Genomic DNA, 25,612 nt, shown 5'->3' on the forward strand with positions numbered 1-25,612 from the left:
CCGGGGCCACTCGATTTTAACTAACTTATTATTCATAAAAAAACTGGCTGTTGGGGAAGGAGTCGAACCTTCAAGGGGTAGTTAGCTACAGTTCAAAAATTAATTTGTGGTCAACCCATAAACTGCGTTTATCCATTGGTCCCCACCACCGAGACAAGGAGGCGTGTCTGCCAATTTCACCACCCAACATTATATAAAGAACAATAATTATAAATAGCAACCTGCTATTCATTTGCTGTAGGGGAAGGAGTCGAACCTTCAAGGAGTAGTTAGCCCTTACGGGTTTCCCAATTCTCCACCACCGAGACAAGGAGGTGCGTCTGCCAATTTCACCACCCTACAGAGTATAAGCATGTGTTAAAGAACTATTTTTTATTACTTGCTTGATACAAATGTAACAACAACCGCGTTATGTTGCAAATATTATAAACATTTTATTTTATTATTATCATATTTATAATTAAATTTGGCATTAGTTATCAAATATTAAAATGATGCTTAAAAAAGAAAACCAAAATTTAGAAATTGATAACCTGGATATCGACATCCTGAAACAATTGATGCTAGATGCTACAAAACCTTATACAGAAATCGCTAAAGATTTAATCGTTTCAGGAGGAACAATTCACGTAAGAATGAAAAAGCTTCATGAAATGGGCATTATAAAAGGTTCACATCTCATCATTGATCCGCAAAAAGCAGGTTACGATATTTGCGCATTTTTAGGTATATACCTTGAAAAAGGGATTCAGTATAAAGATGCCGTTGCTCAATTGAGTAAAATAAAAGAAGTAGTAGAACTTCACTATACAACAGGGTCTTACAGTATGTTTGCCAAAATTATTTGTCGGGATACCAGCCACCTAAGGCATGTTTTAAATGAAGAAATTCAGGCTGTTCCAGGTATACAGAGAACTGAAACACTGATCTCCTTAGAAGAAAGCATCAAGAGACAGATTGAATTATAAAAGAATGGGAGTCAATTGCCTCCCATTCTTTATTTAAACATATTTTTTAATGCCTCCAGCTTCAATTGCAGATCTCCATCTGCATTCTTTTTTTCTTTATGAGGAGCTTTCGGATTTTGCTGCTTTGAAGCCTGCCTATGCTGCTGCGGCCGCGGTTCCCTACTTATATTTTTTGGTACTCCGTTAGGTTTCTTTTGTTCCTGCTTTTGTTTTGGTGCCGCTACTTCAGTTTTCATAGATAAGGAAATCCTTTTTCGTGCTAAATCTACTTCAACAACGGTAACATCAACTTTCTGATGAACCTTAACTACATCAGCCGCATTGGAAACGAATTTATTAGACAGGTGACTGGTATGAACAAGGCCATCCTGGTGAACACCAATATCAACAAAAGCACCAAAATTGGTAATGTTGGTCACCATTCCAGGAAGCTTCATGCCAACTTTTAAATCTGAAATTGCATTTACACCTTCCGTAAAACTAAAAGCTTCAAACTGTTCCCTCGGGTCTCTACCCGGCTTCGCCAATTCCTCCAGTATGTCGTTCAAAGTTGGCAATCCTATCTCTTCATTTACATATTGTTGCAGTTTGATTTGTTTACGCAAATCTGCATCCCTCATTAGCTGGGAAACACTGCAATTCAAATCCCTGGCCATTTTATTTACCAATTGATACCTTTCAGGATGTACGGCACTAGTATCCAGGGCATGCTCTGCATTTCTAATCCTTAAAAATCCTGCAGCTTGTTCAAAGGCTTTATCTCCAAGCCTGGGAACTTTTCTTAAACTATCGCGCGTTTTAAACGCGCCATGCTCATTGCGGTAATTAATAATATTCTGTGCCAACTGCGGACCTAATCCAGACACATAAGCTAATATTTGTTTCGACGCCGTATTAAGCTCCACACCTACAGCATTTACACAGCTCATTACCGTATCATCAAGAGAAGCTTGCAGCTTACCTTGATCCACATCATGCTGGTATTGTCCAACACCAATAGATTTAGGATCAATCTTAACCAGCTCTGCCAGTGGGTCCATTAATCTCCTACCAATAGATACAGCACCACGAACGGTAATGTCATGCTTCGGAAATTCTTCACGTGCTACATCTGAAGCAGAGTAGACAGATGCCCCGTTTTCATTCACCATCACAATAAGCACATCAGGTATGGCTAGGCCTCTTAAAAACGCTTCTGTCTCTCTTCCTGCTGTACCATTACCGATAGCGACTGCTTCAATTTTATATTCGGCAATTAAATTATTAATAATTGTTCCTGAATCTTTTGCTGCCCTATTGCCACTATGTGGATAAACAGTTGTATTTTCCAGCAATTTACCTTGAGCATCCAGACAAACAACCTTGCATCCAGTACGGAAACCAGGATCAATTCCCATCACATTCTTCTCCCCCATTGGCGCAGCTAAGAGGAGTTGTCGTGCATTTTCAGCAAATACACGAATCGCCTCTTCATCTGCCTTTTCTTTTGAAAGTCCGCGGATCTCTGTTTCCATTGCCGGCCCCAGCAAACGCTTATAGCTATCCTGTATGGCGAGTTTTATTTGTTTAGAACTCTCACTGTTATTTTTTATGAATTGCTTTTCAAGCAAAGTTATCGCTCCTTCTTCAGCAGGCATGGTATCAACCTTAAGCACATTCTCATTCTCGGCTCTCCGAATAGCCAACAACCGATGAGAAGGTACTGACTTTAACGGTTCTTCCCAATTGAAATAATCTTTATACTTGACTCCTGCTTCATCCTTACCCTTAATCAGCGTAGATTTAAGTATGGCTTGTTGCTGAAAGTATTTTCTCATTGATGTCCGTGCATCAACATGCTCATTAATCATCTCTGCGATAATGTCTCTTGCACCAAGCAATGCGTTTTCAACGGAGGTGACCTCCAGCTCTGCATTTATATAATCTTTAGCAAATTCGACTGGATTAGCATTGTCTTGATTTAAAAGTTTCAGTGCTAATGGTTCCAGTCCTTTCTTTCTAGCTTCGGATGCTCTAGTTTTTCTTTTGGGCTTATAAGGAAGATAAATGTCTTCTATTGTGGCAATGTTGATGGCCGCATTGATCTTCGACTCCAATTCAGGAGTCAGCTTATCAAGCGCGGACAATGCTTTTAATATCGCTTCGCGCCGCTTATCTAGTTCACGCAGCTGTTGCGTACGATCCCGAACTGCAGCCACCTGCACCTCATCAAGCGTACCTGTCATTTCTTTACGGTAGCGTGAAATAAACGGAACCGTAGCACCATCGTCCAATAGCAAAACAGTTGCAGCCACTTGCTTTTCAGTTATGCCCAATTCGGCAGCAATAATTCTCGAGTAATTACTCATTTTAATCTCTTATTTGATTTTAAAGCGCAACGGCGCCAAAAGTAAATAAAAAATCCCGCAGGCCTTTACCAGCGGGATCATATTTTTGTTACCGAATACTCAGTAAATACTTACTTTGTTACGTATAATACTTCTTTTACTGCTTTAACAACTCGCTCTGCATTTGGCAAACTAGCTGCAATAAGTGTTGGCGCATATGGTAAAGGTACGTCTGCACAAGTTATCCTAAGTACAGGTGCATCCAGGTAATCAAAACCATTCTTTTGAACATTGAACGCTATTTCTGATGAGATGGAAGCCAAAGGCCATGCCTCTTCCACAATGACCAAGCGATTCGTTTTCTTAACAGATGCTAAGATAGTATCATAATCAATAGGACGCACTGTACGCAAGTCGATTACTTCTACGTTAATACCTTCTTTGGTTAATTCTTCAACTGCAGGATTAACTACCCGCGTTAACATTTTACCAAAAGTGACAATCGTTACATCACTTCCTTCTTTAACAATATTTGCTTTACCTATTGGCAAGTAATATTCCTCTTCTGGAACTTCACCCTTATCACCATACATTACTTCAGACTCCATAAAAATTACTGGATCTGGATCTATTATCGATTGCTTTAATAAACCTTTCGCTTCATAAGGAGTAGAAGGAACAACTACCTTTAATCCCGGACAGTTAGCAAACCAATTCTCAAAATTCTGAGAGTGTTGTGCGCCAAGTTGGCCTGCATTACCTGTTGGACCTCTAAATACAATAGGAACAGAAAACTGTCCACCACTCATCGATAATATTTTAGCCGCTCCGTTAATAATTTGATCTATTGCAACCAAGGAGAAATTGAACGTCATAAACTCAATAATAGGGATCAAACCGTTCATTGCAGCTCCAATTCCGATTCCGGTAAAACCCAACTCAGCGATAGGCGTATCAATAATACGTTTATCTCCAAACTCATCCAGCATACCCTGGCTAACTTTATAGGCACCATTGTATTGCGCTACCTCTTCGCCCATCAAAAAAATGTTCTCGTTCTTACGCATTTCTTCGCTTAAGGCTTCACGTAAAGCTTCTCTAAATTGAATCTCTCTCATTATATATGAAAATATTAATTGAAGCAAATTTAGATAAAATTGTCTTTATATGCAATTTTATCAATCTATCCCATTTAAAACTTATTTTCCAAATAAGGTCTTATAAATAGAGTATTTGTAATTGTCTTCCACAATACTGGGTTTAAAGTATTGTGCTTCAAAAAGCTCAGTAAGCTTTTTACGCAACTCCTGCAGAAATTGTGGTTTTAGCTCTTCCAGAAAATCGCCACTAAGGTTTTGTTTACCTGTTTTAAACCATACTCCATCCTGACTCATCGTTTTCACGATATAAACGTTAGGCTCTACACAGGTTTTTCCAGCGAACTGCTCGTAAGCATAGGTGTACATCAAAGTTTGAACCAGAGCCTTATTAATGTGCTTTCCATCCGAATTAAACAACTCTGCAATATCTTTAAATGCCAATTTATCACTTCCTGTCTTATAATCAATGATCCTGGTAATCCCATCCTTTAAATCCACACGATCTATATAGCCAAATAATTTTACGCTTACTTCTTTCCCATTCAATGGAAAGAAAAGTTCAGCTTCAACCTTCTGTTCCAGACTGATGATATTAAATGGTGCTTGCACCTCGTCTTGATTTAATATGATATTCACATAAGCATCTACTATTGCTAAAACAACCTTTTGCATACCTTTATACTCAACAGCGAATTGAGGATTTTTAAACATGATTGCAGCAAATGCTTGCTCAATTAAGCCTGGAATCTTTTTCCTTCTCGCTTTAATGATCGCTTCAGTTATCGTTTCACTTTTTAGCTCTTGATAAAAGTACTCCATCACTTTATGAAGTATTGAGCCAATTTCATTGGCTTCCACTACCGCCCTTACTTCTTTTGGTTCTTTTATTCCGGCAATGTAGTTAAAGAAGAAATCTATCGGATTAGAAATATATTGCGTTAATGCCGAAGGTGAAAATAGCTTCTTTTTGTCCAGGTAAAGCTGCAAAGTTTCACTAATAAACTTGTTGCTTTGCTTTTCGATCCTTACTTCTTTAACTGGCGTAGCTTTTACGTTAAGGCTAAGCTCATGATAATTAAAGTTAAAACCGCTTTCATAGGCGAGTTGCTTTAAAATCCGGCTGGCTTCACCTGATGTAGATTCATCTGTCAAGCTATTGTACACTAAATTAATACTTTTTGCCCGCTGGATCAGCCGGTAAACCATATAGGAAGAAATCGCATCCAAATTCTCCAAAACTGGCAACCCGTAAACCCGCCGGATACTATCTGGTATAAAGCTATTTCCAATGGAAGATTTCGGAATGATCCCTTCATTAAAACCAAGTATCACCACTTTATCAAAGTTTAGATTCCTGGTTTCCAGCAAACCCATCACTTGTATGCCATTCAGCGGATCGCCCGAAAGTGGAACTGCAATAGCCTTGAGTGCTTTTTGTACCAGGTAAACCACAAAAGTGATATCTTCTGAATCGACATGTTTCCCAAAAGTATCATGTAGTCTATTTAACTCTTGTATGGTTTTTACAAACAGTTCAGCATCTATTCTTTTTAATGTTTTTGCGTTGGAAAGCCTGTTAAGCACAAAGTCCAGCACGCTTAGCAAGCTAAAAACTACATGTTGTGGACCATCAACAGCACGATAAAAAACTTCAAACAGCCCACCTTGGCGAAGCAACCTATCATGTGATATTTCAACCTGATTTTCAACAAGCAATGCGGTTTGAATCTTATCTCGCATTCGTTGACTGAGGCCAGTTAGCGGGTGTGTTAAAAATGCTTCAACATTTTGATAAGAGACCTTTTTGCTTTTTAATATTTCTAGCTGACTGTTTAGCCAAAGATCGGTTAACCCAAAAATGCTTGAGGTAGATAATGCAAATCCCATGGTAACGTTCAATGCCACCTCTTTACCATGGTATTCCTGCGGGATGGTCTGTAAAGTAGGAATCAGTAAACTTTCATCGGCCAGGACAACTACTGTTGTTCCAATTTCTTTATCCTCCAGGTAATCTGGTTCTAATATGTTATTCAGAATCTTAGCCTGTGACGATTGACCCTGCACTTTAAAAACATCTACCTGATGGTCCACAGACTTCATAAAACCAGGGCGGCCAGCAAACTCATTCACCAAACCGAGCTGGTAAATGTTCTTTCTTAAAAAGAGTCCAGATTCCTGCAATGGATCTTCCAGGTAGTATGGGTCTGCATCAAAGTAAAACAAAGCCTTTCCTGCTTCCTGCAAGCTTGCAAATATTTTTGCTTCAGAATTACTTAATGCATTAAAACCTACAAAAACAATCTTCCCTTTATCAAATGTTTTTATAAATTCCTGCTGATTGACATTAGATTCTGCCAGAAGCCGATACACAGATCCATTGGTAATGAATTGCTGTTCTTTCAGTACTTCATGAAACTTATGATAAAGCTTCGGCATTCGCCGCCACATCTTAATAAACAGCTCCTGTTGCTTTTTATGCTTTCCTTCAGAATAAGAAGTCCAGAATTGAGATAAGAACTGATACTGCTCCGGACTGAGGTAATCGAAATCCTGATTAATAATAGAAATATCTTCGAGATCCTGGTATAATTTGCCAGCATCAACAAGATCGATATCAATCTGATTGAAGTCGCTCAGCATGATCTTCGCCAATGGAAAGAACTTATAACTGCTTATTGGATCCAGGTGCTCTTCTTTAAGCAAATCATTATAAATCTTATGCAGTGTAAAGAACTGTAAATAAAAGTCCGATAATTTGTAGTTGGCTGATTCCGTAAAAAACTCTTGGATGGTGTAAAAAGAGGGGCTAAAAAAAGGCTTTTTAATACAATTAGCTAAATACTTCTGTATATAAGAAACCGGCCTTTTATTATTAAACACGATGGCACAATGTTGTAACTTATCGCCAAACCTTTCTACCAAATCTTCTGCAACTTCTTGTAAAAATGGTTTCATCATGATACTAGCTTTAGCTTTCCACTAACGGCATAAAACAGATAGGTCTTTACGTGGACGTGCCCCATTGCCAGCAGCAAATTTTTATAATTCCTAACCTGATCAATATGTTTATCGCTCTCCTCAATAGTGAATTTATAATCTAATATGAGTATCTCATCACCATTAATCAAGAGGCGGTCTGGCCGATGCGTTTTACCATGAACATCAATAATACTTTGCTCGGTAATACTTTCCTTGGCATTATTAAAAATCTTTTTCAAATCTGGATGATCGAGCACCTTCAAAACTGATGTCCGCAGATTCTCCCGCTCATCTTCCTGGATCATTCCATCTAAAAGAAGGCTGTCAATTACCAGATTCACCTGCTTTTCATTACTTGCATTAGCCAGGATATCATGCAAGATGGACCCCTTCCTACCAGATCGCTCCATGTTGAGCACATGCTTAAGATGTTTTTCTTCAGAAGGAATATAAAGCTCAGCCAATCGGGTAGTAGTTGGGTAACTGTTAAGCGAGATTAAGCTCCGGTTTTCCTTTTTACTTGTCGCGCTTACATGCTCCACTATCTCGTATACATTACCATCAAATTTATCTTCGAAGCAATGGTTTAGTACATCACCTATGTTAGATAGCTTATTCACTTCCTTTTTAGCCATTGTTGCCAGATAGAGATAATCTTTAGAACGTGTAGTTGCCACATATAACATGTTTAAGGCATCCATATTGTTATAAAGCAACTCTTCATAATATGCTTTCGCGATTGAAGAATCGGCAAGCGCCTCATTATAGCGTAACGGAATGCCACGCAACTCCTTGTAAACTGTATCTTCAGATGAGACCCAAAAATTGGCATTTACTTTACCTTTTACCTCCCAGTTGCAGAAAGGAACAAAGACAGCCCTAAATGCCAGCCCCTTTGATTTATGTATGGTAACCACTTGTATAGCATCGGCTCCCTCTGGGGAAGGGAGCGACTTTAACATCCCGTCTTCTTCCCACCAGGTTAAAAATGCGATTATACCCTTCTCTCCAAGCTTATTGGCATGCGCACATAAGTCCCTAAAGGCAATTAAATAAGGCAAGTGATCCACCAGATCTTTTAAGCCATAGCAATCAATTAATATTTCAATAAGTTCAGGCAGAGGTAACTGTATCCAACTTTGCCAGTTATCACACAATGATTTTGGTAATGCCTTTTCAAGATCTGTAAGGGGAGTAGTATTTAAACCCAAAAAAAGATTGGCGTCAACCTCATCATCATGTAGTCCATGATAAAGTGCAATGCAATTGGCCTTATATAAAGCAATTTGCGACTCCAGCCCGATGAGCATCCGAAGCGTATTGATAATCAACTGTACCGCCTTATTATTTGCAATTAACAAAGCATCTCCGGACAATACCGGCAAATCCTGCTCCATCAACTTCTTTACCGTAAGCAATGCCTCACTATTAGACCTGACAAGTATGGCTATATCTTTTAGTGGGTACTGCAACACTTCCTTCAGGTAAAAAATCTCCTCTACAACATCATTTAAGGCAAGATCCCTAAAAACAGTTTCAGTAAATCTGGCTTCATTAGGAGCATCCTCCTTGCCAAACTTTTTAATTTTTACTGTTCCTCCTTTCGCAGTACTACCAGCAAAGTTTTGATTGGCGCCTTCGTAAATATTAGTGATGATCTGCTCATACTTTTGCTCCTTCCACCAAGCCGAAATACTTTCACTTCGACCAGAAATATTCTGATTCAACTCTTGCTGTAAGGTCTGCGGAATAATATGATACAAATAGTTATTAAAGGTAATGATGTTCTCTGCACTGCGATAATTTTCTGATAAGCTATCTTCCAGTATGTTTACCGATCCGATATCTGCCTTAGCGTGCTTATGCAAAATATTCCAATCGCCATTCCGCCAACGGTAAATAGATTGCTTCGTGTCACCTACAATTAGGTGATCTGTCATGTTTTCAGTAGGTGTAGCTATAGCGTTAGACAAGAGGGACTTAAAGCTTCCCCACTGACTGGTAGATGTATCCTGAAACTCATCGAACAAGAAGTTTCTATAGCGGTTACCAACTTTCTCCCATATAAAAGAGGGATTATCTCCTGCGTCTTTGGTTATTTCAGAGATGAGCTTTTGCGCATCACTGATCAGTAAGTTTTCATTCTCGCTTCTATATTGCTTTAAGAGTACGGCTATCTCCTGCATCAATCTCAGGTAATATAGGTTTTTATTAAAAGCAACAGCTAAGCTATATTGAGGTAGGTAAGCCAGGTAATGGGACTTAATTTCCTTTAGTAGTGGGTTTATTTCCTGATAAACTCCATCTATATAGCTGTTTTTTTGAAACCATTCCTCCGGTTCGTCTATGTAATTAAATAAAGCTTCTGCTTTAGAAAGGTCGCCTCTTGCAATTAAGATAACCTTGGCCAACCCGCTACGGGATTTTCCTTTTAGCATATCTGTTTTTACCTCATATTGAGCTAATATATGATGAATGCGTGTTGCAAGCGTAACAATATGATTTTCGAAATTACTTATCTCCTCCAGGGTAACCTCAGTATAGTTCTTGAAAAGTTCGTCTATATTTTCAGCACCTAATTGCGCTACTGCCGATTCGAATACCTGAAACCGCTCTGTAAATATTTCTCCAATCAGGCTGTATAACTCTATTTTGTAATTCCAGCTCTTGTTATCACCAATCCTTTCAATGGCCAGATCTATTACCCATTGTAAAAGCTGTTTGTTATGGTCAAGCGCCTCATCCAGCTTACATACCAGATCATCTTTTACTTTATTATAGTTCATTTCTAAACTATAGTCCGCATTAAGGCCCAGCTCAAAAGCAAAGCCCCTAATTACCTTTTGCACAAACCCATCAATTGTACTAACAGAAAAACGGCTATAATCGTGCAGTATTTTACGGTAGATGCGGTCAGCTTTCAATTGCAAATCTCGTTCGCTCAATGATGGATGGGCTTTTAATACTAAAACTCTATAGTCCTCTATCTTTTTTGAATCATCACCTTTTGCTAAGCCTTCCAATACTTCCAAAATCCTACTCTTCATTTCCTCGGTAGCCTTATTTGTAAAAGTTACTGCTAGAATTTCCCTGTATTTATTTTCACCAGAAAGAAGAATAATAAGGTAATGAGCGGTTAAACTGAACGTTTTGCCAGATCCTGCAGATGCTTGTAAGATTTTAAGGGGCTTTTGAGGCATACAGTAAAGCTACAAAATACTTACTCTCCGTCACCATATTTAAAAAAACCATTCACAGAAACCGGTAATTTACCAGTAGCTATGATTTGATTTTTCAATACAGACGCCGCAGCTTGCTGCATAAAATCTTCCTTTTGATAAGCTACGATAAGTCCTTTGCTATTTTCTAAACCAGGCAGTGAAGCCAAATTATAAGGATTGGCGAAGAGAACAAATGAAGCCTCTTTTTTAGCCATATCTCTGATCATCATTTTTAGATCAGGACTGAGTACCATTCCGTTTCCCGGCCGGGTTCGTGTATCATGTATACCAATAATAACTTGCTCAAAATCTGGAATACCAGCCAATACCTTCGCAATATCATTAGCTGTCGCATTTTTATCTAGTGAATAAAAAACAGAACTATTGTAATAAGCACCCAAGCTACGCTGAAAAGTAGTGATCCCAGATGTGCCAATACTAATAATCGCTGTCCTCTTTTCTTTTACCAGCCTTTGCATAGACTCTTTACCCCGTAAGACAGTCATAGAAGCATCAGCAAGTTGCTTAAGTAAAGCTAAACTCTCTGGCCTTGTCACATCCTGTACCACATTTTGCGTTACTATAGTATCGCGTTTATCTAATCCTGCCCAATATTTTGCAGTTAGGATTTTCTTCACACTTTCATCAATACGTGCCATGGTGAGCCGTTTTTGTCTAATTGCCTTTGCTACCAATTTTATGGCCCTCCCACTGTTTTCAGAAAGCTCCAGGATATCATTACCTGCAATTACGGCCATTACATCTGCTTCTCCATCTTTAAAATACTTAACCACACCTTTCATACCCATCGCATCTGAAATAATCAGCCCTTTAAATCCAAGCTCACCCTTCAATATTCCCGTAACAATAGGTTTTGATAAAGTAGATGGCATATTAGGAGAATTGTCTAAAGCGGGAATATTCATATGCGCGATCATAACGCCAGCGGCATCTGCCCTGATTAGTTCACGAAAAGGATAAATCTCCAGGCTGTCCAATCTGGCCTTACTAAATTTTAACTGTGGTAAATCATAATGCGAATCCACATCCGTATCACCATGGCCAGGAAAGTGTTTAAGACTCACCAATAATCCTCCATCCTGCATGCCCTTCATATAAGCAGCAGCCTTGTTGGCTACATTATTTTTATCTTCCCCAAAAGAACGGTAATTGATCACCGGATTTTTAGCATTATTATTTATGTCCACATCAGGTGCCAAATTAAGCTGAATACCTACCCTATGGTAATCTTTAGCTACCTCCAATCCCATCTTATAAATCAACTCTTTATTTTGCACCGCACCTAATGCCATTTGATAAGGATAGGAAACTGCACTGTCTAAGCGCATACCTAATCCCCATTCGCCATCTGAAGATATTAAAAGGGGCACCTTAGTAATGGCTTGGTATTTATTTGTCAGAATAGCCTGCCTACCTGGCCCGCCCTGAAAAAAGACTACCCCACCCAAGTGCTCTTTTCTAATTACGTTTCCAACGGAATCTTCATATGCCCGACCTAAATTTGTATGTGCCCTTACAAAGAACAATTGCGCAATTTTTTGTCTTTTGCTAAGTCTTTTAAAAACAGAATCAACCCATTGGTTTGGTTCTGAAAGTGCCTTTATGTAGGAAGTGGTTTTTATCTGACCATTACATAAAACGGTTGCAAATAAAAATGGTAAGATAAGGTAGTGCTTAATTGTCATTAAAAAGTTTTAAAATATATTCAAAGTTAGCTAAAAACCAAGCCAAAGAAAAGCCGCCTGTTGCTACAGGCGGCTCATCAAACTGATGTTTCCATCATACAAATAGTTATACCTTGCTATTTTTTATCATCCTTCGCCTTATGGAAGGGCCTGTCGCTATGCTATTCATTTTGTTTTAGTAGTTAAATTTGAATCCGTTCATTCATAAAAAAGGCCGCTTGATCTGCGGCCTTTTAATTATATTTAAATCTGATTAAAATTTAACACCTACACCAACAGAAAATACTTGATTCCTGTATTCTGGAGTTTCTGAAGTACCATCTTCATTGTTTTTTTGGAAATCCAATGCATAACGCCCATGGATATCAAACTGGCTATTAATATCATAACGGAAACCGATCAAGCCCCCAAGTAAACTTTTCTTGAAACGATCTGAGTCATTCTCAATGATTGTCTGCTCTGCTACTGTAAAACCATTTTCAAACTTGTTTTTGGTTTTAGTTAAAAAAGAAACTTGCGGACCAACCACTAAATTTAAACCGCTTCCACCAAGGTTAATACTTGCCAAAAGTGGAATGTCAATAAAACTGGTGGTCTGTGTAAACTTACCAATTGCATTTGTGGCTTTGTAACCTTTAGTAGCGTATAAAAGTTCTGGTGTAAAAGCCAAACCCTTAATCAATGGGATATCTACCGTTACACCAGCATTAAAACCAGGGTTAATTTTGGTATCAAAGTTATTTTTACCGTTACCCTTAATAATATCAGGAAGATTCAATCCTGCTTTTACACCTAACCTTACTTGTGCACTTGCAGCTGTTGCCGCGAATAAACCAATTGCTAAAATAATTATTTTTTTCATGTGTTTCATTTTTTTACACAATGAAAGAAATGTGCCATAATTTTAAACCTTAAAAAATAAACAGCAAAAAAAGGGTTTTAAATAACCCTGGGTACTATTTTAGAGCTACATTTAAAGTATTTCAAATTGCGTTGTAGAAATTAAAATGTATCAAATTAAATACATATTGAATTCTATAATAGTTAATGACAAATCTAAAATCATAAAATTCCTGGAAGGTAAAAGGAAATAGTTAGTCGATTTTGGAATGGGATTACTATTGAATACAATATTTTTCGCATAGTTATATTATCGGCGTTTACTTTGACCCTTTAAAAGGCACGAAAATGGTTAATTAAATGATGATGAGATAAATAATTATCGAATTAAAAGGTATTAAATATATTTTTAATATATTCACTCCGCAAAACCAATCAAATATAAACTCATAACTTAGAAAAAACGTATGGACAATTTTCAAAAAGTGAAAGATCTTGTGGATTCAATCCAAAAAGATGCAGAAAAATTTTACACTGGCGGCAATGGTGCTGCAGGTACCCGCGTACGTAAAGGTATGCAGGATTTAAAAAACTTAGCAACTGAGATCCGTAAAGAAATCACAGAAAAAAAGAACTCCAAATAATTAATACGATTGTTTAGGAAAAATAGAAGGGCTGTCTTGGAATTCAAGACAGCCCTTCTATTTTATATATTTACTTGGCAGAGAGTGAGAGTTAAGAAAACCCATTAACGGCTACTTTCTTCAATATAGAAGAAACTTTATTAAAATCTATTTCCTCAAAATCTCTTACTTAGATTTTATTTCGGAGACGGCCTGCCTTCGGCCTGGTAGTACCTGGCTTCGGCACGGGTTCGTACGTCGGATATCCATTAGATATCGGTTGGATATCCGTTCGTCATCCTTGGTATATCTAAAATACCTTGAGACAACCATTAATGTATCTTAAACGAATATAAAATATACGAAGCCAGGTAACATCCATACAAATAACAGCCTCTTAGCGTGCCAAAATACTTCTTAACTGGAAGGCTAACTAATTGCACCACTAAAATATACCACCTGTTAACCATAAGACATAAAAAAGCCTCCTACGTTATGCAGAAGGCAATTTAACTATAATAGTTGCGGAGAGTGAGAGATTCGAACTCTCGATACCCTTTTGAGGTATACACACTTTCCAGGCGTGCTCCTTAAACCACTCGGACAACTCTCCTTTTGAAGGATTGCAAAAGTAGCTAAATTAATCGATAACCGTAACCTTAAGCATATTCGTTTTACCTTTTTGCTCCATTGGTATAGCTGCCGTATTGATAATTACATCGCCCTTTTTAACCAATTTGTATTCCTTAAGAAGATTATTAACATCCAAAATGGTTTCATCAGTACTTTCAAATTTGTCATAATAAAAACCTTGTACTCCCCAAATAAGGCTTAGGCTATTTAGCAAACTCTTATTACTGGTAAAGATATAGGTAAGCGCTTTGGGTCTGTGGCTCGAAATCTCGAATGCAGTGTAACCACTAACGGTTAGCGACACAATACCTACAGCATTGGTTTGCTTGGATAAAAAGCAAGCAGAATCACAAACCGCATCACTTAAAAATGTGTCAGCCTTAGGCTTAAGGAATTTTTCAGGATGAAAAGGGTAATTATTGTGTTCTATATTTTGAATGATCTTTTGCATGGTTTCAATTACGATAAGCGGAAACTCACCAACGGAGGTCTCACCACTTAACATCACCGCATCAGCGCCATCCAAAACAGAGTTGGCCACGTCATTTACTTCAGCACGTGTTGGTCTTGGTGTGGTAATCATGCTCTCCAACATTTGAGTAGCCACAATAACAGGTTTAGATGCAGCACGGCATTTTTGAACGATCATTTTTTGAAGCAATGGAACTTCTTCCATTGGCATTTCTACTCCAAGATCTCCACGTGCAACCATTACCCCATCCGATACAGCAATAATTGCATCAATATTTGCAATAGCTTCAGGTTTTTCAATTTTTGCAATAACTCTTGCTGTCTTACCTCTTGCAGCAATGATGTCTTTTAATTCGGTAATATCTTCTGCGTTACGAACAAATGAAAGTCCAATCCACTCTACGTCATTATCAAGTACAAAATCAAGATTTTCTCTGTCCTCTGGTGTTAACGAAGGAATGGATACTTTGGTATTAGGAAGATTAACCCCTTTTCTGGAAGTAAGAATACCACCATGAACTACTTCACAAACTACCTCGTCTTTAAAATTGGTCTCCAAAACACGCATTTGAAGCTTACCATCATCTAAAAGGATAATTTCACCTGCTTTTACGTCTTGTGGAAAGGTATCATAGGTGATGTAAATACGCTCTTCGTTACCAATACATTTTTGTGTCGTTATGATAGTTTTGCTTCCATTCACTAAATTTATACCGCCATCTTGAACCATACCTATGCGAATTTTTGGCCCTTGAAGATCCGCAAGGATACCAACATTGTAGCCGTATTTCTCATTCAATCCCCTAATGGTATCTAACACGGCCTGGTGATCTGCTTGAGATCCGTGAGAGAAATTTAAACGACAAACGTCAAGTCCGGCGTTAAACATACTATATAAAACTTCAGGTTTGGCTGATGCAGGACCTAAGGTGGCTACGATTTTTGTTCTTGAATGAAATGGTTTCATTAGTTTATTAATATAATTTTGTCAGATATTCTAACTTCAAATATAGTGTATTTAATACACCAACAATATAAAATTTACATTACCAAGTTTTCACAAGACTTTAAACGCTTTGGATCTATCTGCGCAGCAACCTGTATATCAGCTAGTTTATTAAGTCCGCTAAGTATATAATTTAGATCTTCCTTGTCTATATATTGATGTATGACCATGAAAAAATCTACCTTATTCATTTCTGGTATTAAAAACCCTTCTGCATTTCTGTTGTTTATCAGATAATATTCGATCTCACCTTGCTCAACAAAAAAGTAGTATTTAGAAAAAGATAAAGGGTCTTCATCAATATTAAAATATACCTCATGGTCTTCTATTTTTTGAAAATTGAAGTTTAGATAGGTATTGATTTTGTGACAAAGAACATAATCTTTAAGAGATGCAGTTATGGCAATTAATGTAAAATCAAGATCTAACGATAGTTTTAAATAAGTTTTGTTCAATTCAGAATATATTACTGGAATACGAAATTATAAAACTAATTTTACTTTATTGTTCGAAATAAAAACATTAAAATTGATTGAGAAATAAAAACATTTGAAATGTGTTAGAATTTATTTTTCTTTGCACTGAATTATTTAACCATTAAATTATAATCATTATGTCTGATATTGCTTCAAGAGTTAAGGCTATTATCGTTGAAAAATTAGGTGTGGACGAAAGCGAAGTTACACCGGAAGCTTCTTTCACTAACGACTTGGGTGCGGATTCTTTAGATACAGTAGAACTTATTATGGAGTTTGAAAAAGAATTCAATGTAGCAATCCCTGATGATCAGGCTGAGACCATTGGTACAGTTGGTCAAGCAATTGCTTACCTGGAAAAAAACGTTAAGTAAAAATACGGTCTCCGTATAATCCGCATAAATGGAATTAAAAAGAGTTGTAGTTACTGGATTAGGTGCGCTCACTCCTATTGGCAATACTGTCCCAAAATTTTGGGACAGTTTGTTAAATGGGGTGAGCGGAGCTGGTCCTATTACTGGTTTTGACACTTCAAAGTTCAAGACTAAATTTGCATGTGAGCTTAAAAACTTCAATCCCGAAGACTTTTTGGATAAAAAAGAAGCCCGCAAATTAGATCCATTTGTTCAATATGCCTTAGTAGCAACAGAAGAAGCTGTTAAAGACGGCAACTTCAATTTCTCAGAATTGGACACCAATAGAATTGGTGTCATATGGGGCTCCGGTATTGGCGGTTTTAAAACTTTTCAGGATGAAATGAAGAACTTTTTTCTGGGTGACGGTACGCCACGCATTAATCCATTCTTTATTCCTAAAGTGATTATTGATATTGTTCCGGGCCATATTTCTATAAAATATGGTTTACGCGGGCCCAATTTCGCCACAGTTTCTGCTTGTGCTTCCTCTACCAACGCAATGATTGATGCTTATAATTACATTCGTCTTAATATGTGTGATGTGATTGTTAGTGGTGGGTCTGAAGCTGTAATAAACGAAGCTGGGATAGGTGGTTTTAACGCCATGCATGCGCTTTCTACAAGAAATGACGATGCGTCAACAGCATCCAGACCTTTTGATAAAGACCGCGATGGTTTTGTTGCAGGGGAAGGTGCAGGGACTATCATTCTTGAAGAACTGGAACATGCAAAAAAACGTGGAGCAAAAATTTATGCAGAACTAGTTGGTGGTGGTATGAGTGCTGATGCAAATCATATAACGGCGCCTCATCCCCAAGGTTTAGGTGCTAGAATGGTGATGACCAATGCACTTAGAGATGCTGGATTGACTACTGCAGACATCGATTACATTAATGTTCATGGTACTTCTACCCCTTTGGGTGATATATCTGAAACAAGAGCGATTGTTGATCTTTTTGGCGAAGATGCCTACAAACTAAACATCAGTTCAACAAAATCAATGACGGGCCATTTATTAGGAGCTGCTGGGGCCATAGAAGCAATTGCTTCTATACTTGCAGTAAAAAATGACATTGTACCTCCTACAATTAACCATTTTACTGACGACCCAGATTTTGATCCAAAATTAAATTTCACATTCAATACGTCACAAAAACGTCCTATCCGTGCTGCATTAAGCAACACCTTTGGCTTTGGTGGCCATAATGCTTCTGTGATTTTTAAAAAATACGAAGAGTAACAGTCCTTATTTCAATTAATGTCAATACTTGACCTGTATAAACTTTATTTGTCGTCAGACAAAGAATTTATAAAAAAGTTGAATAATATTTTAGGCTTCGTGCCGGGAAATACCGTTTTATACAAAATGGCGTTCAGACACCGGTCTGTGGCAAAAATTCTAAAAAACGGTAGCCGAAGTAGTAACGAAAGATTGGAATTTCTTGGTGATGCAATTTTAGGATCAGTAATAGCAGAGCTGCTTTTCAAAAGCTATCCGTACAAAGAGGAAGGTTTTTTAACAGAGATGCGCTCAAAAATCGTTAACCGAGCCAACTTAAATCAACTTGCCAGAAAAATGGGATTTGATCAGCTTATTGTTTTTGATCAAAAGACAGTAAATGTACAGACCAAGCACCATTCTATGCTAGGTGATGCGTTTGAAGCATTAATAGGAGCAATATATATGGATAAAGGGTATAATTTTACAAAAGATTTCTTGCTTAAAAGAATTGTAAAACCCTATATAGATATTCATACATTGGAATTAACAGAAACTAATTTTAAGAGTAAGTTGATTGAATGGTGCCAACATCATGGTAAGGATATTTCCTTTGATATGGTTCAAAATGGAGAAGGCGAAAGCACTAAACTATTTACTATTAATGCAGTTGTAGAGGGGGAAAGTTATGGTGTAGGTCGTGACTATAACAAGAAGAACGCAGAAAAGCTTGCTGCCGAAAAAGCATGCGAAGCATTATCTATCTAATTTATTTCTTTGGGTTTTGTTTAAAAGTTTTATATGATTCCTTTATGTATTTAATGGCATCATACCTCGCCCAATATTGTGCCTTCTCAAATTTAGGGCGATAATTGATCATAAAATCCTCCAGCTCACTTCCTTTCAGGTCCGTATTCTCCTGAATGATTGTTTCGTTAAAAAAACCATCAATTAATGTTTGCTGCATTTCAGTTTGGTAATATTTCCCGAACCTTCTGGCATTTTTTGGTGTGCGGCCAAAAGTCTCATAAAGCGCTGTAAGGGGCTTAAAAAAAAAGGACAGCAATGGAGGTTTTCCTGAATAGAAGGAACCCTTATTCCGGTATTCCTGCTTCATATCGGTAAGCTCCTGCTTTTTAGACTGCTCAATAATTTTAACTTCTTTCAACATAGTGCCCCGCTTTAACTTAATCAACAAATTCATTGAAGATGTTACAACAATACTGGAGTCAGAAAACTCATTTGCATAAATAAAGAGGGTATCTCCAACTGCAGCTTTGATTTCAAAAAGACCCAAGGGATTTGTAGTAGAGGTAAATGTAGTTCGTTTATTATAAACCTGAGCCGCAACAACTCTATTTGTCGTACCCAACTCAAGTATTGCACCCTTTAACTGAAATTCTTGCTGAGCGAAAAGCGGTGTTGCCAGATTGAAAAATGCCATGAAACTCAATAAAAAATATAGGCGATTAATTATCATCAGTTATAAATAATTAGGTAAACTTAGGCAATGTTTGCCAATAGAATAAGTTAAAAAAAGTTAAATGGTTTTGAAAACGCAATAAATTATATCTTTGCACATGATAAAATCAATGACAGGGTATGGCCTTGCCTTAACTGATCACGAAAACGCAAAATTTTCGGTAGAGATCAAGTCCTTAAATAGCAAGTTCTTAGAGCTCAATCTAAAAATGCCTAGAGCATTTTCAGAAAAAGAATTGCTGTTGCGCAACATTTGCAGTAAAGACATTGAACGCGGAAAAGTTAGCGTAGCCATTAATGTTGACCGTGGCGAAGAGAATTTAAAAGGAGCCACCATTAATGCTAAACTGTTAAGTAAATACTACAAACAACTACAAGAAATTAATCAGAGTCTTGGAGCAGACTCAACCAACCTGTTGCAGGCTGTACTTAATTTTCCTGAAGTAATCAGCTATGCAGAAGAGGAAATTAATGAGGGCGACTGGGAAATACTGAATAACACTTTTAACAATGCTTTAGCTAATTTTAATCAGTTTAGAGCTGCAGAAGGAATGGTGTTAAAAAAGGATCTTGAGTTAAGGATAAAAAACATTCTTCAATTTTTCTCTGAAGTTGAAGTACTTGAACCACTTCGCATTCCCTCTATAAAAAACAGACTGAATCAATTTCTGGAAGAAAATGTAGGGAAGCTTAACATAGATCAGAACCGTCTGGAGCAGGAATTGATCTACTACATCGACAAACTTGATATTACAGAAGAAAAGATAAGATTGAAGAGTCATTGTGATTATTTTGTTGAAACTCTCAAAAGTAAAGATGCAAATGGCAAGAAACTTGGTTTCATCTCACAGGAAATTGGCAGAGAGATTAATACCATGGGCGCCAAAGCAAACGATGCTCAGATACAACAACTTGTTGTTGGCATGAAGGAAGAGCTGGAGAAAATTAAGGAACAACTATTAAACGTTCTTTAAGCTATTGCTTGAGAATCAAACAAATTAAATGAAACAAGGTAAACTCATCATATTTTCAGCACCTTCTGGAGCAGGCAAAACAACTATAGTAAAGCATTTGCTTAAGAAATTCCCTAACTTAAGTTTTTCCATTTCTGCAACAACACGTGAGTCCAGGGGCGACGAGCAAAATGAAAAAGATTATTATTTCATTACGAAAGAAGATTTTCTTCACCGTGTTGCACGCCAGGAATTCGTAGAATTTGAGGAAGTTTATAACGGCACTTTCTATGGCACGCTAAGATCTGAAATTGAAAGGATTTGGAATGACGATAAACAGGTCATATTTGATATTGATGTTGAAGGAGGCCTACGTCTAAAACGTAAATACGAACAGGATGCGCTTGCAATTTTTGTGCAGCCCCCTTCACTAGATGTTTTGAAAGAACGTTTAAGCGGTCGTGGCACAGATAGTCCAGAAAAGCTTCAAGAACGCTTTGTAAAAGCAGAAAAGGAATTGGAATATGCCGACAAATTTGATGTCATACTTAAAAACAATGACCTAAGTACAGCATGTAAAGAGGCCGAAGAACTGATCGGTAAATTTTTAGGCAACTCATAGTTTCAATGAAGACCGGGTTATTTTTCGGGTCGTTTAATCCCATTCACACTGGGCATTTGGTGATTGCTAATTATATGGCTGGTTTTAGCGGACTGGATGAGGTCTGGTTGGTTGTATCTCCACATAATCCACTAAAGAATAAAAATGGTTTGGCCAATATGTACGACCGTTTAGAAATGGCCAAACTAGCTACTGAAAATGCAAAGCAAATTAAGGTGAGCGATATTGAGTTTAGTCTTCCTCAACCCTCTTACACAATAGATACACTTACTTATCTCAACGAAAAATACCCCACCAGAAAATTTGCTTTGATAATGGGGGCTGATAATCTTTCTTCTTTTAAAAAGTGGAAAAACTACGAGGTGTTATTGGCCAACTATGAGATATTTGTTTATCAGAGGCCCAATGTAGATTTGGCAGAGTGGCTTAACCACCCTGCAGTGACCATTACAGACACCCCTCAAATGGATATTTCTTCAACCTTTATAAGGAAGGCTATTGCTGAGGGAAAGAACGTGCAATATTTCGTGCCTGATCCTGTGCTAAACTTTATCGATAGCAAGGGGATGTACCGCTAACTGCGATACAATAAGAAGATAGTTGGTTTTTTATGCAGGTCAATTCTTTCCTGTCTCCATTGTCCAATAGACATTGTTTTAATGTACTCATCTTCGCCGGTAATATTGCTGGCTACACATAATAAAGTTTGCGCAGCGGTGTTCTTTAAAATATCTTCAAACATGTGGTTGTTTCTAAAGGGTGTTTCAATAAACATTTGCGTTTGTTTATTTTGTTGCGCCAGTTGCTCCAATTCCTTAATCCGCTTCACGCGCTCCACTTTATCAATAGGTAAATATCCATGAAAAGTAAAACTCTGCCCATTGAAACCTGATGCCATTAATGCCAATAGTAGGGAGCTTGGCCCAACCAATGGAACAACCTTTATTCCTCTCTTATGCGCTTCAGATACCACCTCTGCTCCTGGATCTGCAACACCCGGACATCCGGCCTCACTCATCAACCCGACATCCTTGCCCGTCATCAGCTCTTTAAAGTAAGGAACCATGGAATCATTTCTTTTATGTTTTCCATAATCATGAATGATCAGGTCTGCCTGTGGTGTTTTTATACCTGCCTCTTTTAAAAATTTTCGGGCCGTTTTCTCATTTTCCACAATGTAGGTGGTCAAAAAATTGATAGTATCTCCCAAATAAGCTGTAAAAGATTTATTTGCAGCATTTTCCGCCAGAGGGACAGGAATCAAAAAAAGTGTACCTTTTTCCATAAATTATTTTAAGTGATAGAATTATTGTAAAACGCATTATTTACTTTCGTTTGCCACAAAGGTGCTAAATTATTGTAATCTCCGTGCAACCTTCTTTGTTTAACACTCGTCTTTACAAAAAGTATTTTGTAAATTGTTACTAGCAGAACAGATTATATGTTCGTATTAACAAGACTTAAACCAATATAATTACGTTATTCTTCATAACCATAATGTAATATTTTATTAGCCATTAAACTTTTGAGTTGGTTTGGAACTCAAATTGATATATAAAGATCGTTAGGTAAATTTAAAACACACACAAAATGAAACACATGATCAAATTACCGGCTATTGTGCTGGGGCTCATGCTCCTTCTAACCGGAATCACGCAAAAGGTTATGGCACAAGGCGAAGATGTCTCCATGCAATCCTTCTACGATGAATTGTCTCCTTATGGAACCTGGATTCAGGATTCTCAGTATGGGTATGTATGGCGGCCTGATGTAGGTCAGGGCGATTTCAGACCTTATTACAGTAATGGTCGCTGGGCAATGACAGAGTATGGCAACACATGGGTATCTGATTACGACTGGGGCTGGGCACCTTTCCATTACGGACGTTGGGTTTACAACCGTTACAGCCAGTGGGTGTGGATTCCTGATACAAAATGGGGACCGGCATGGGTAAGCTGGAGAAGCGGAGGCGGATATTATGGTTGGGCGCCAATGGGTCCCGGCATGAATGTTAACATAAACATAGGCATTCCTGATCTATGGTGGGTTTTCGTGCCACAACGAAATATTTACTACAACAGCTTTCCAAGATATTATTCACGCAGAAACTTAGTAATCATTAATAACACCACCATTATCAACAATACCTATGTAAGAAACAACCGTTATTATTCTAGTGGCCCGAGAGCAAATGATATCAGGCAGTATACTGGAAGAGATGTTCCCGTTTATAGTGTGAACAGAACTGCCAGACCAAGTAGAAGCACTTTCGACGGCAACAGGATCAACATGTATTCACCAAGTCGCAGCAGATCAGGAAATACAAATGTTGTTGGACCAAGGGAATCCGTTAAGGGCGAAGGGTATGCAACAGCAAGGCCTGACCGCTCAACCCAAGATGGAAGACAAGGAAACAACTATGATCGCCCATCAAGAAGTAACGATGTGGCCTCAAGCAGAGCGTCTATAGACAATAGGTCTGATAGAAATACACAGCAAGCGGCACCACAACGTGATCAACAGCAAAGAGCAGAAATAGCAACATCGACAAGACCAGACCGTGTTGGCAGACAAGATCAGGCCCAGCCACAAATTAGACAAGAACAAAATCAAAGACCAATCCTGACTGAGCGCCAATCACAACCTGAAAGACAAGCACAACCTGATAGGCAACCTAGACAAGAGCAAGCCCCACCTGCAAGGCAGGAACAACCCAGACAGGAACAGCCTAGACAGGAACAGCCACAGCGTATGGAAAGAAGGCCTGAAGTACAACAACAGGCACCTCAAAGAATAGAGCGTTCTGAGCCAAGCAGATCCTCTGGAAATGAGGGGCGTGGAAGCAGCTCTGCTGGCAGGCCATCCAGAAGCGGTAGAGGATAACATTTTAAAGCGATTAAGAAAGCCGGCACACAGCCGGCTTTTTTATTATCTTTGCAGCTTTGCAAAAGCGCACAGGCTTAATTCTTTATGATTCACCCGGAAATAGAAAAACGAAAAACATTCGCCATTATTAGTCACCCTGATGCTGGTAAAACAACCCTTACAGAGAAATTTCTGCTTTTTGGAGGTGCCATCAATACGGCAGGTGCGGTAAAACGAAATAAAGCCAACCAAAGCAGCACCTCAGATTTTATGGAGATAGAGAAGCAACGTGGAATTTCTGTTGCTACTTCCGTAATGGGCTTTGAATACAGCGGCAAGCGCATAAATATTCTAGATACACCAGGCCATAAAGACTTTGCTGAAGATACCTATCGCACGTTATCGGCGGTAGACAGTGTTATTCTGGTAGTGGACTGTGTTAAAGGTGTGGAAGAGCAAACCGAAAAGCTAATGGCAGTTTGCCGGATGCGGAACACACCGGTAATTATCTTTATCAATAAGATGGACCGCGAGGGTAAAGATGCATTCGATCTGCTTGACGAAATAGAAAATAAATTAAACATCAGCCTTTGTCCGCTGTCATGGCCAATTGGACAAGGCCATACTTTCAAAGGTGTTTATAGCATCTATAACAAACACCTGAACCTTTTTGAACCCGATAAAACCAAAATCAGTGAGCCGGTAATTGAGGTGGGCGACTTAAACGATCCAAATCTTTCTAATTTTCTGAAGCCAAAAGAACTTAACGGGTTAAAGGAAGGCCTGGAATTGGTAGAAGGGGTATACGGCTCGCTCGATAAGAGCATGTACATTGAAGGCTTGTTAGCCCCAGTATTTTTTGGAAGCGCCATTAACAACTTCGGTATAAAAGAATTGCTAGACACCTTTATCAACATAGCCCCCAGCCCCAAAAGCAGGGAAGCGGAACAAAGGGAAGTAATGGTTGATGAGAAGAATTTTTCTGGTTTTGTATTTAAGATCCATGCCAACCTTGATCCGAAGCACCGTGACAGGATTGCATTTTTAAGAGTATGCTCCGGAAAATTTGAACGTAATAAGTTCTATTATCACACCAGACAAGATAAAAAGCTAAAATTCTCTAATCCAATGGATTTCATGGCCAATGAGAAAAGCATTGTTGAAGAGGCCTGGCCAGGTGATGTTGTTGGCTTGTACGACAGTGGCAATTTTAAAATTGGCGATACGTTAACTGAAGGGGAAAAACTTCAATTCAAAGGTATCCCAAGCTTTTCTCCAGAGATTTTTAAAGAGGTGGAGAACAGAGATCCTCTTAGAACAAAGCAATTGGAAAAAGGAATACAACAGCTAACTGAAGAAGGTGTAGCTCAACTCTTCACACAACAACCCGGAAACAGAAAAATCATAGGCGCAGTTGGAGAACTTCAGTTTGAGGTAATTGCATTTAGGTTAGAGCATGAGTATGGTGCTAAAGCCCATTTTAGAACGCTTAGCTATGGCAGGTCAAACTGGGTTACTTCCAAGGATAAGAAAAAGCTGGAAGAATTCTTAAAAAGAAAGCAACACCACATAGGTGAAGACAAAGATGGAAATCCCGTTTTCTTGGCAGACAACGACTTTATGATCAATATGACCATGCGTGATTATCCTGATATTGAATTCCATAAAACATCAGAATTCAAGTAATACCAAAAGGCGACTATCA

Annotated in this window: 20 protein-coding genes and 3 tRNA genes; 10 read left to right on the forward strand and 13 right to left on the reverse strand. The window is 38.2% G+C overall.

Features of this window, described 5'->3' with window-relative positions; translation table 11 throughout:
* Nucleotides 1-44: 44 nt before the first annotated feature.
* Nucleotides 45-189: transfer RNA gene (locus ACVWYN_RS01225), tRNA-Asp, on the reverse strand.
* Between the two features lie 46 nt (nt 190-235).
* Nucleotides 236-342: transfer RNA gene (locus tag ACVWYN_RS01230), tRNA-Asp, on the reverse strand.
* Between the two features lie 152 nt (nt 343-494).
* Here ACVWYN_RS01230 and ACVWYN_RS01235 point away from each other — a divergent pair.
* Nucleotides 495-968 carry an Lrp/AsnC ligand binding domain-containing protein gene (locus tag ACVWYN_RS01235; RefSeq protein WP_457287649.1) on the forward strand — a complete coding sequence of 158 codons (474 nt, stop codon included), beginning with the start codon at nt 495-497 and terminating at the stop codon, nt 966-968.
* A gap of 29 nt (nt 969-997) precedes the next feature.
* Here ACVWYN_RS01235 and ACVWYN_RS01240 read toward each other — a convergent pair whose 3' ends face one another.
* The 6 genes from ACVWYN_RS01240 to ACVWYN_RS01265 all read right to left on the reverse strand — a co-directional run bounded on the left by ACVWYN_RS01240 (nt 998) and on the right by ACVWYN_RS01265 (nt 13,163).
* Nucleotides 998-3,316, reverse strand: a complete 2,319-nt coding sequence (locus ACVWYN_RS01240) for a Tex family protein (RefSeq protein WP_457286999.1) — start codon at nt 3,314-3,316, stop codon at nt 998-1,000.
* Between the two features lie 110 nt (nt 3,317-3,426).
* Entirely contained in the window at nt 3,427-4,413 is a 987-nt protein-coding gene (locus ACVWYN_RS01245; protein WP_457287000.1) for a pyruvate dehydrogenase complex E1 component subunit beta, read from the reverse strand.
* Between the two features lie 81 nt (nt 4,414-4,494).
* The gene (locus ACVWYN_RS01250) at nt 4,495-7,353 is read right to left on the reverse strand and encodes a PD-(D/E)XK nuclease family protein (protein WP_457287001.1); all 2,859 of its coding nucleotides are present in this window, start codon (nt 7,351-7,353) and stop codon (nt 4,495-4,497) included.
* On the reverse strand, nt 7,350-10,574 hold the full coding sequence (locus ACVWYN_RS01255) for a UvrD-helicase domain-containing protein (protein ID WP_457287002.1): 3,225 nt from the start codon (nt 10,572-10,574) through the stop codon (nt 7,350-7,352). The genes ACVWYN_RS01250 and ACVWYN_RS01255 overlap by 4 nt, the downstream gene beginning before the upstream one ends.
* 20 nt (nt 10,575-10,594) lie before the next feature.
* Nucleotides 10,595-12,301: a glycoside hydrolase family 3 protein gene (locus ACVWYN_RS01260; protein ID WP_457287003.1), complete on the reverse strand. Its 1,707-nt coding sequence runs from the start codon at nt 12,299-12,301 to the stop codon at nt 10,595-10,597.
* A 253-nt stretch (nt 12,302-12,554) separates the two neighbouring features.
* A complete protein-coding gene (locus ACVWYN_RS01265) occupies nt 12,555-13,163 on the reverse strand; it encodes a porin family protein (protein ID WP_457287004.1) in 609 nt (202 codons plus the stop codon).
* Nucleotides 13,164-13,608: 445 nt separating this feature from the next.
* Between ACVWYN_RS01265 and ACVWYN_RS01270 the strand changes: the two genes are divergently transcribed.
* A complete protein-coding gene (locus tag ACVWYN_RS01270; protein WP_457287005.1) occupies nt 13,609-13,785 on the forward strand; it encodes a histone H1 in 177 nt (58 codons plus the stop codon).
* A 504-nt stretch (nt 13,786-14,289) separates the two neighbouring features.
* Here the strand turns inward: ACVWYN_RS01270 and ACVWYN_RS01275 are convergent.
* The 3 genes from ACVWYN_RS01275 to ACVWYN_RS01285 form a co-directional block, all read right to left on the reverse strand.
* Nucleotides 14,290-14,377 (reverse strand) — tRNA-Ser (locus tag ACVWYN_RS01275).
* Between the two features lie 27 nt (nt 14,378-14,404).
* Complete coding sequence (gene pyk / locus ACVWYN_RS01280) at nt 14,405-15,835, reverse strand: pyruvate kinase (protein ID WP_457287006.1); 1,431 nt, start codon at nt 15,833-15,835, stop codon at nt 14,405-14,407.
* Nucleotides 15,836-15,909: 74 nt separating this feature from the next.
* Complete coding sequence (locus ACVWYN_RS01285; protein WP_457287007.1) at nt 15,910-16,329, reverse strand: IPExxxVDY family protein; 420 nt, start codon at nt 16,327-16,329, stop codon at nt 15,910-15,912.
* A gap of 158 nt (nt 16,330-16,487) precedes the next feature.
* On the opposite strand from ACVWYN_RS01285, the gene ACVWYN_RS01290 reads away from it, so the two are divergent.
* Genes ACVWYN_RS01290 through rnc form a run of 3 tightly spaced genes read left to right on the forward strand, consistent with a single transcriptional unit; the run spans nt 16,488 to nt 18,753 of the window.
* Complete coding sequence (locus tag ACVWYN_RS01290) at nt 16,488-16,724, forward strand: acyl carrier protein (protein WP_008508386.1); 237 nt, start codon at nt 16,488-16,490, stop codon at nt 16,722-16,724.
* A 28-nt stretch (nt 16,725-16,752) separates the two neighbouring features.
* A complete protein-coding gene (gene fabF / locus ACVWYN_RS01295) occupies nt 16,753-18,006 on the forward strand; it encodes a beta-ketoacyl-ACP synthase II (RefSeq protein ID WP_457287008.1) in 1,254 nt (417 codons plus the stop codon).
* Between the two features lie 18 nt (nt 18,007-18,024).
* Entirely contained in the window at nt 18,025-18,753 is a 729-nt protein-coding gene (gene rnc / locus ACVWYN_RS01300) for a ribonuclease III (protein WP_457287009.1), read from the forward strand.
* A 1-nt stretch (nt 18,754) separates the two neighbouring features.
* Here rnc and ACVWYN_RS01305 read toward each other — a convergent pair whose 3' ends face one another.
* Nucleotides 18,755-19,429: a hypothetical protein gene (locus ACVWYN_RS01305; protein WP_457287010.1), complete on the reverse strand. Its 675-nt coding sequence runs from the start codon at nt 19,427-19,429 to the stop codon at nt 18,755-18,757.
* 148 nt (nt 19,430-19,577) lie between these two features.
* Here ACVWYN_RS01305 and ACVWYN_RS01310 point away from each other — a divergent pair, with 148 nt between their 5' ends.
* The 3 genes from ACVWYN_RS01310 to nadD are packed head-to-tail and all read left to right on the forward strand — an operon-like array spanning nt 19,578 to nt 21,620.
* Nucleotides 19,578-20,441 carry a YicC/YloC family endoribonuclease gene (locus tag ACVWYN_RS01310; RefSeq protein WP_457287650.1) on the forward strand — a complete coding sequence of 288 codons (864 nt, stop codon included), beginning with the start codon at nt 19,578-19,580 and terminating at the stop codon, nt 20,439-20,441.
* Between the two features lie 28 nt (nt 20,442-20,469).
* Nucleotides 20,470-21,042, forward strand: a complete 573-nt coding sequence (gmk, locus tag ACVWYN_RS01315; protein ID WP_457287011.1) for a guanylate kinase — start codon at nt 20,470-20,472, stop codon at nt 21,040-21,042.
* 5 nt (nt 21,043-21,047) lie between these two features.
* A complete protein-coding gene (nadD, locus tag ACVWYN_RS01320; protein WP_457287012.1) occupies nt 21,048-21,620 on the forward strand; it encodes a nicotinate (nicotinamide) nucleotide adenylyltransferase in 573 nt (190 codons plus the stop codon).
* Here nadD and ACVWYN_RS01325 read toward each other — a convergent pair.
* Nucleotides 21,617-22,327, reverse strand: coding sequence for an SAM-dependent methyltransferase (locus ACVWYN_RS01325; protein ID WP_457287013.1), 711 nt, complete (start codon nt 22,325-22,327; stop codon nt 21,617-21,619). The genes nadD and ACVWYN_RS01325 overlap by 4 nt on opposite strands.
* 305 nt (nt 22,328-22,632) lie before the next feature.
* On the opposite strand from ACVWYN_RS01325, the gene ACVWYN_RS01330 reads away from it, so the two are divergent.
* Nucleotides 22,633-23,925, forward strand: a complete 1,293-nt coding sequence (locus ACVWYN_RS01330) for a DUF6600 domain-containing protein (RefSeq protein WP_457287014.1) — start codon at nt 22,633-22,635, stop codon at nt 23,923-23,925.
* A gap of 87 nt (nt 23,926-24,012) precedes the next feature.
* Nucleotides 24,013-25,593 (forward strand): peptide chain release factor 3, encoded by a 1,581-nt coding sequence (locus ACVWYN_RS01335; RefSeq protein WP_457287015.1) that lies wholly within the window; start codon nt 24,013-24,015, stop codon nt 25,591-25,593.
* The last annotated feature ends 19 nt before the right edge of the window (nt 25,594-25,612 follow it).

The organism is Pedobacter sp. UYP24, assembly GCF_054057295.1.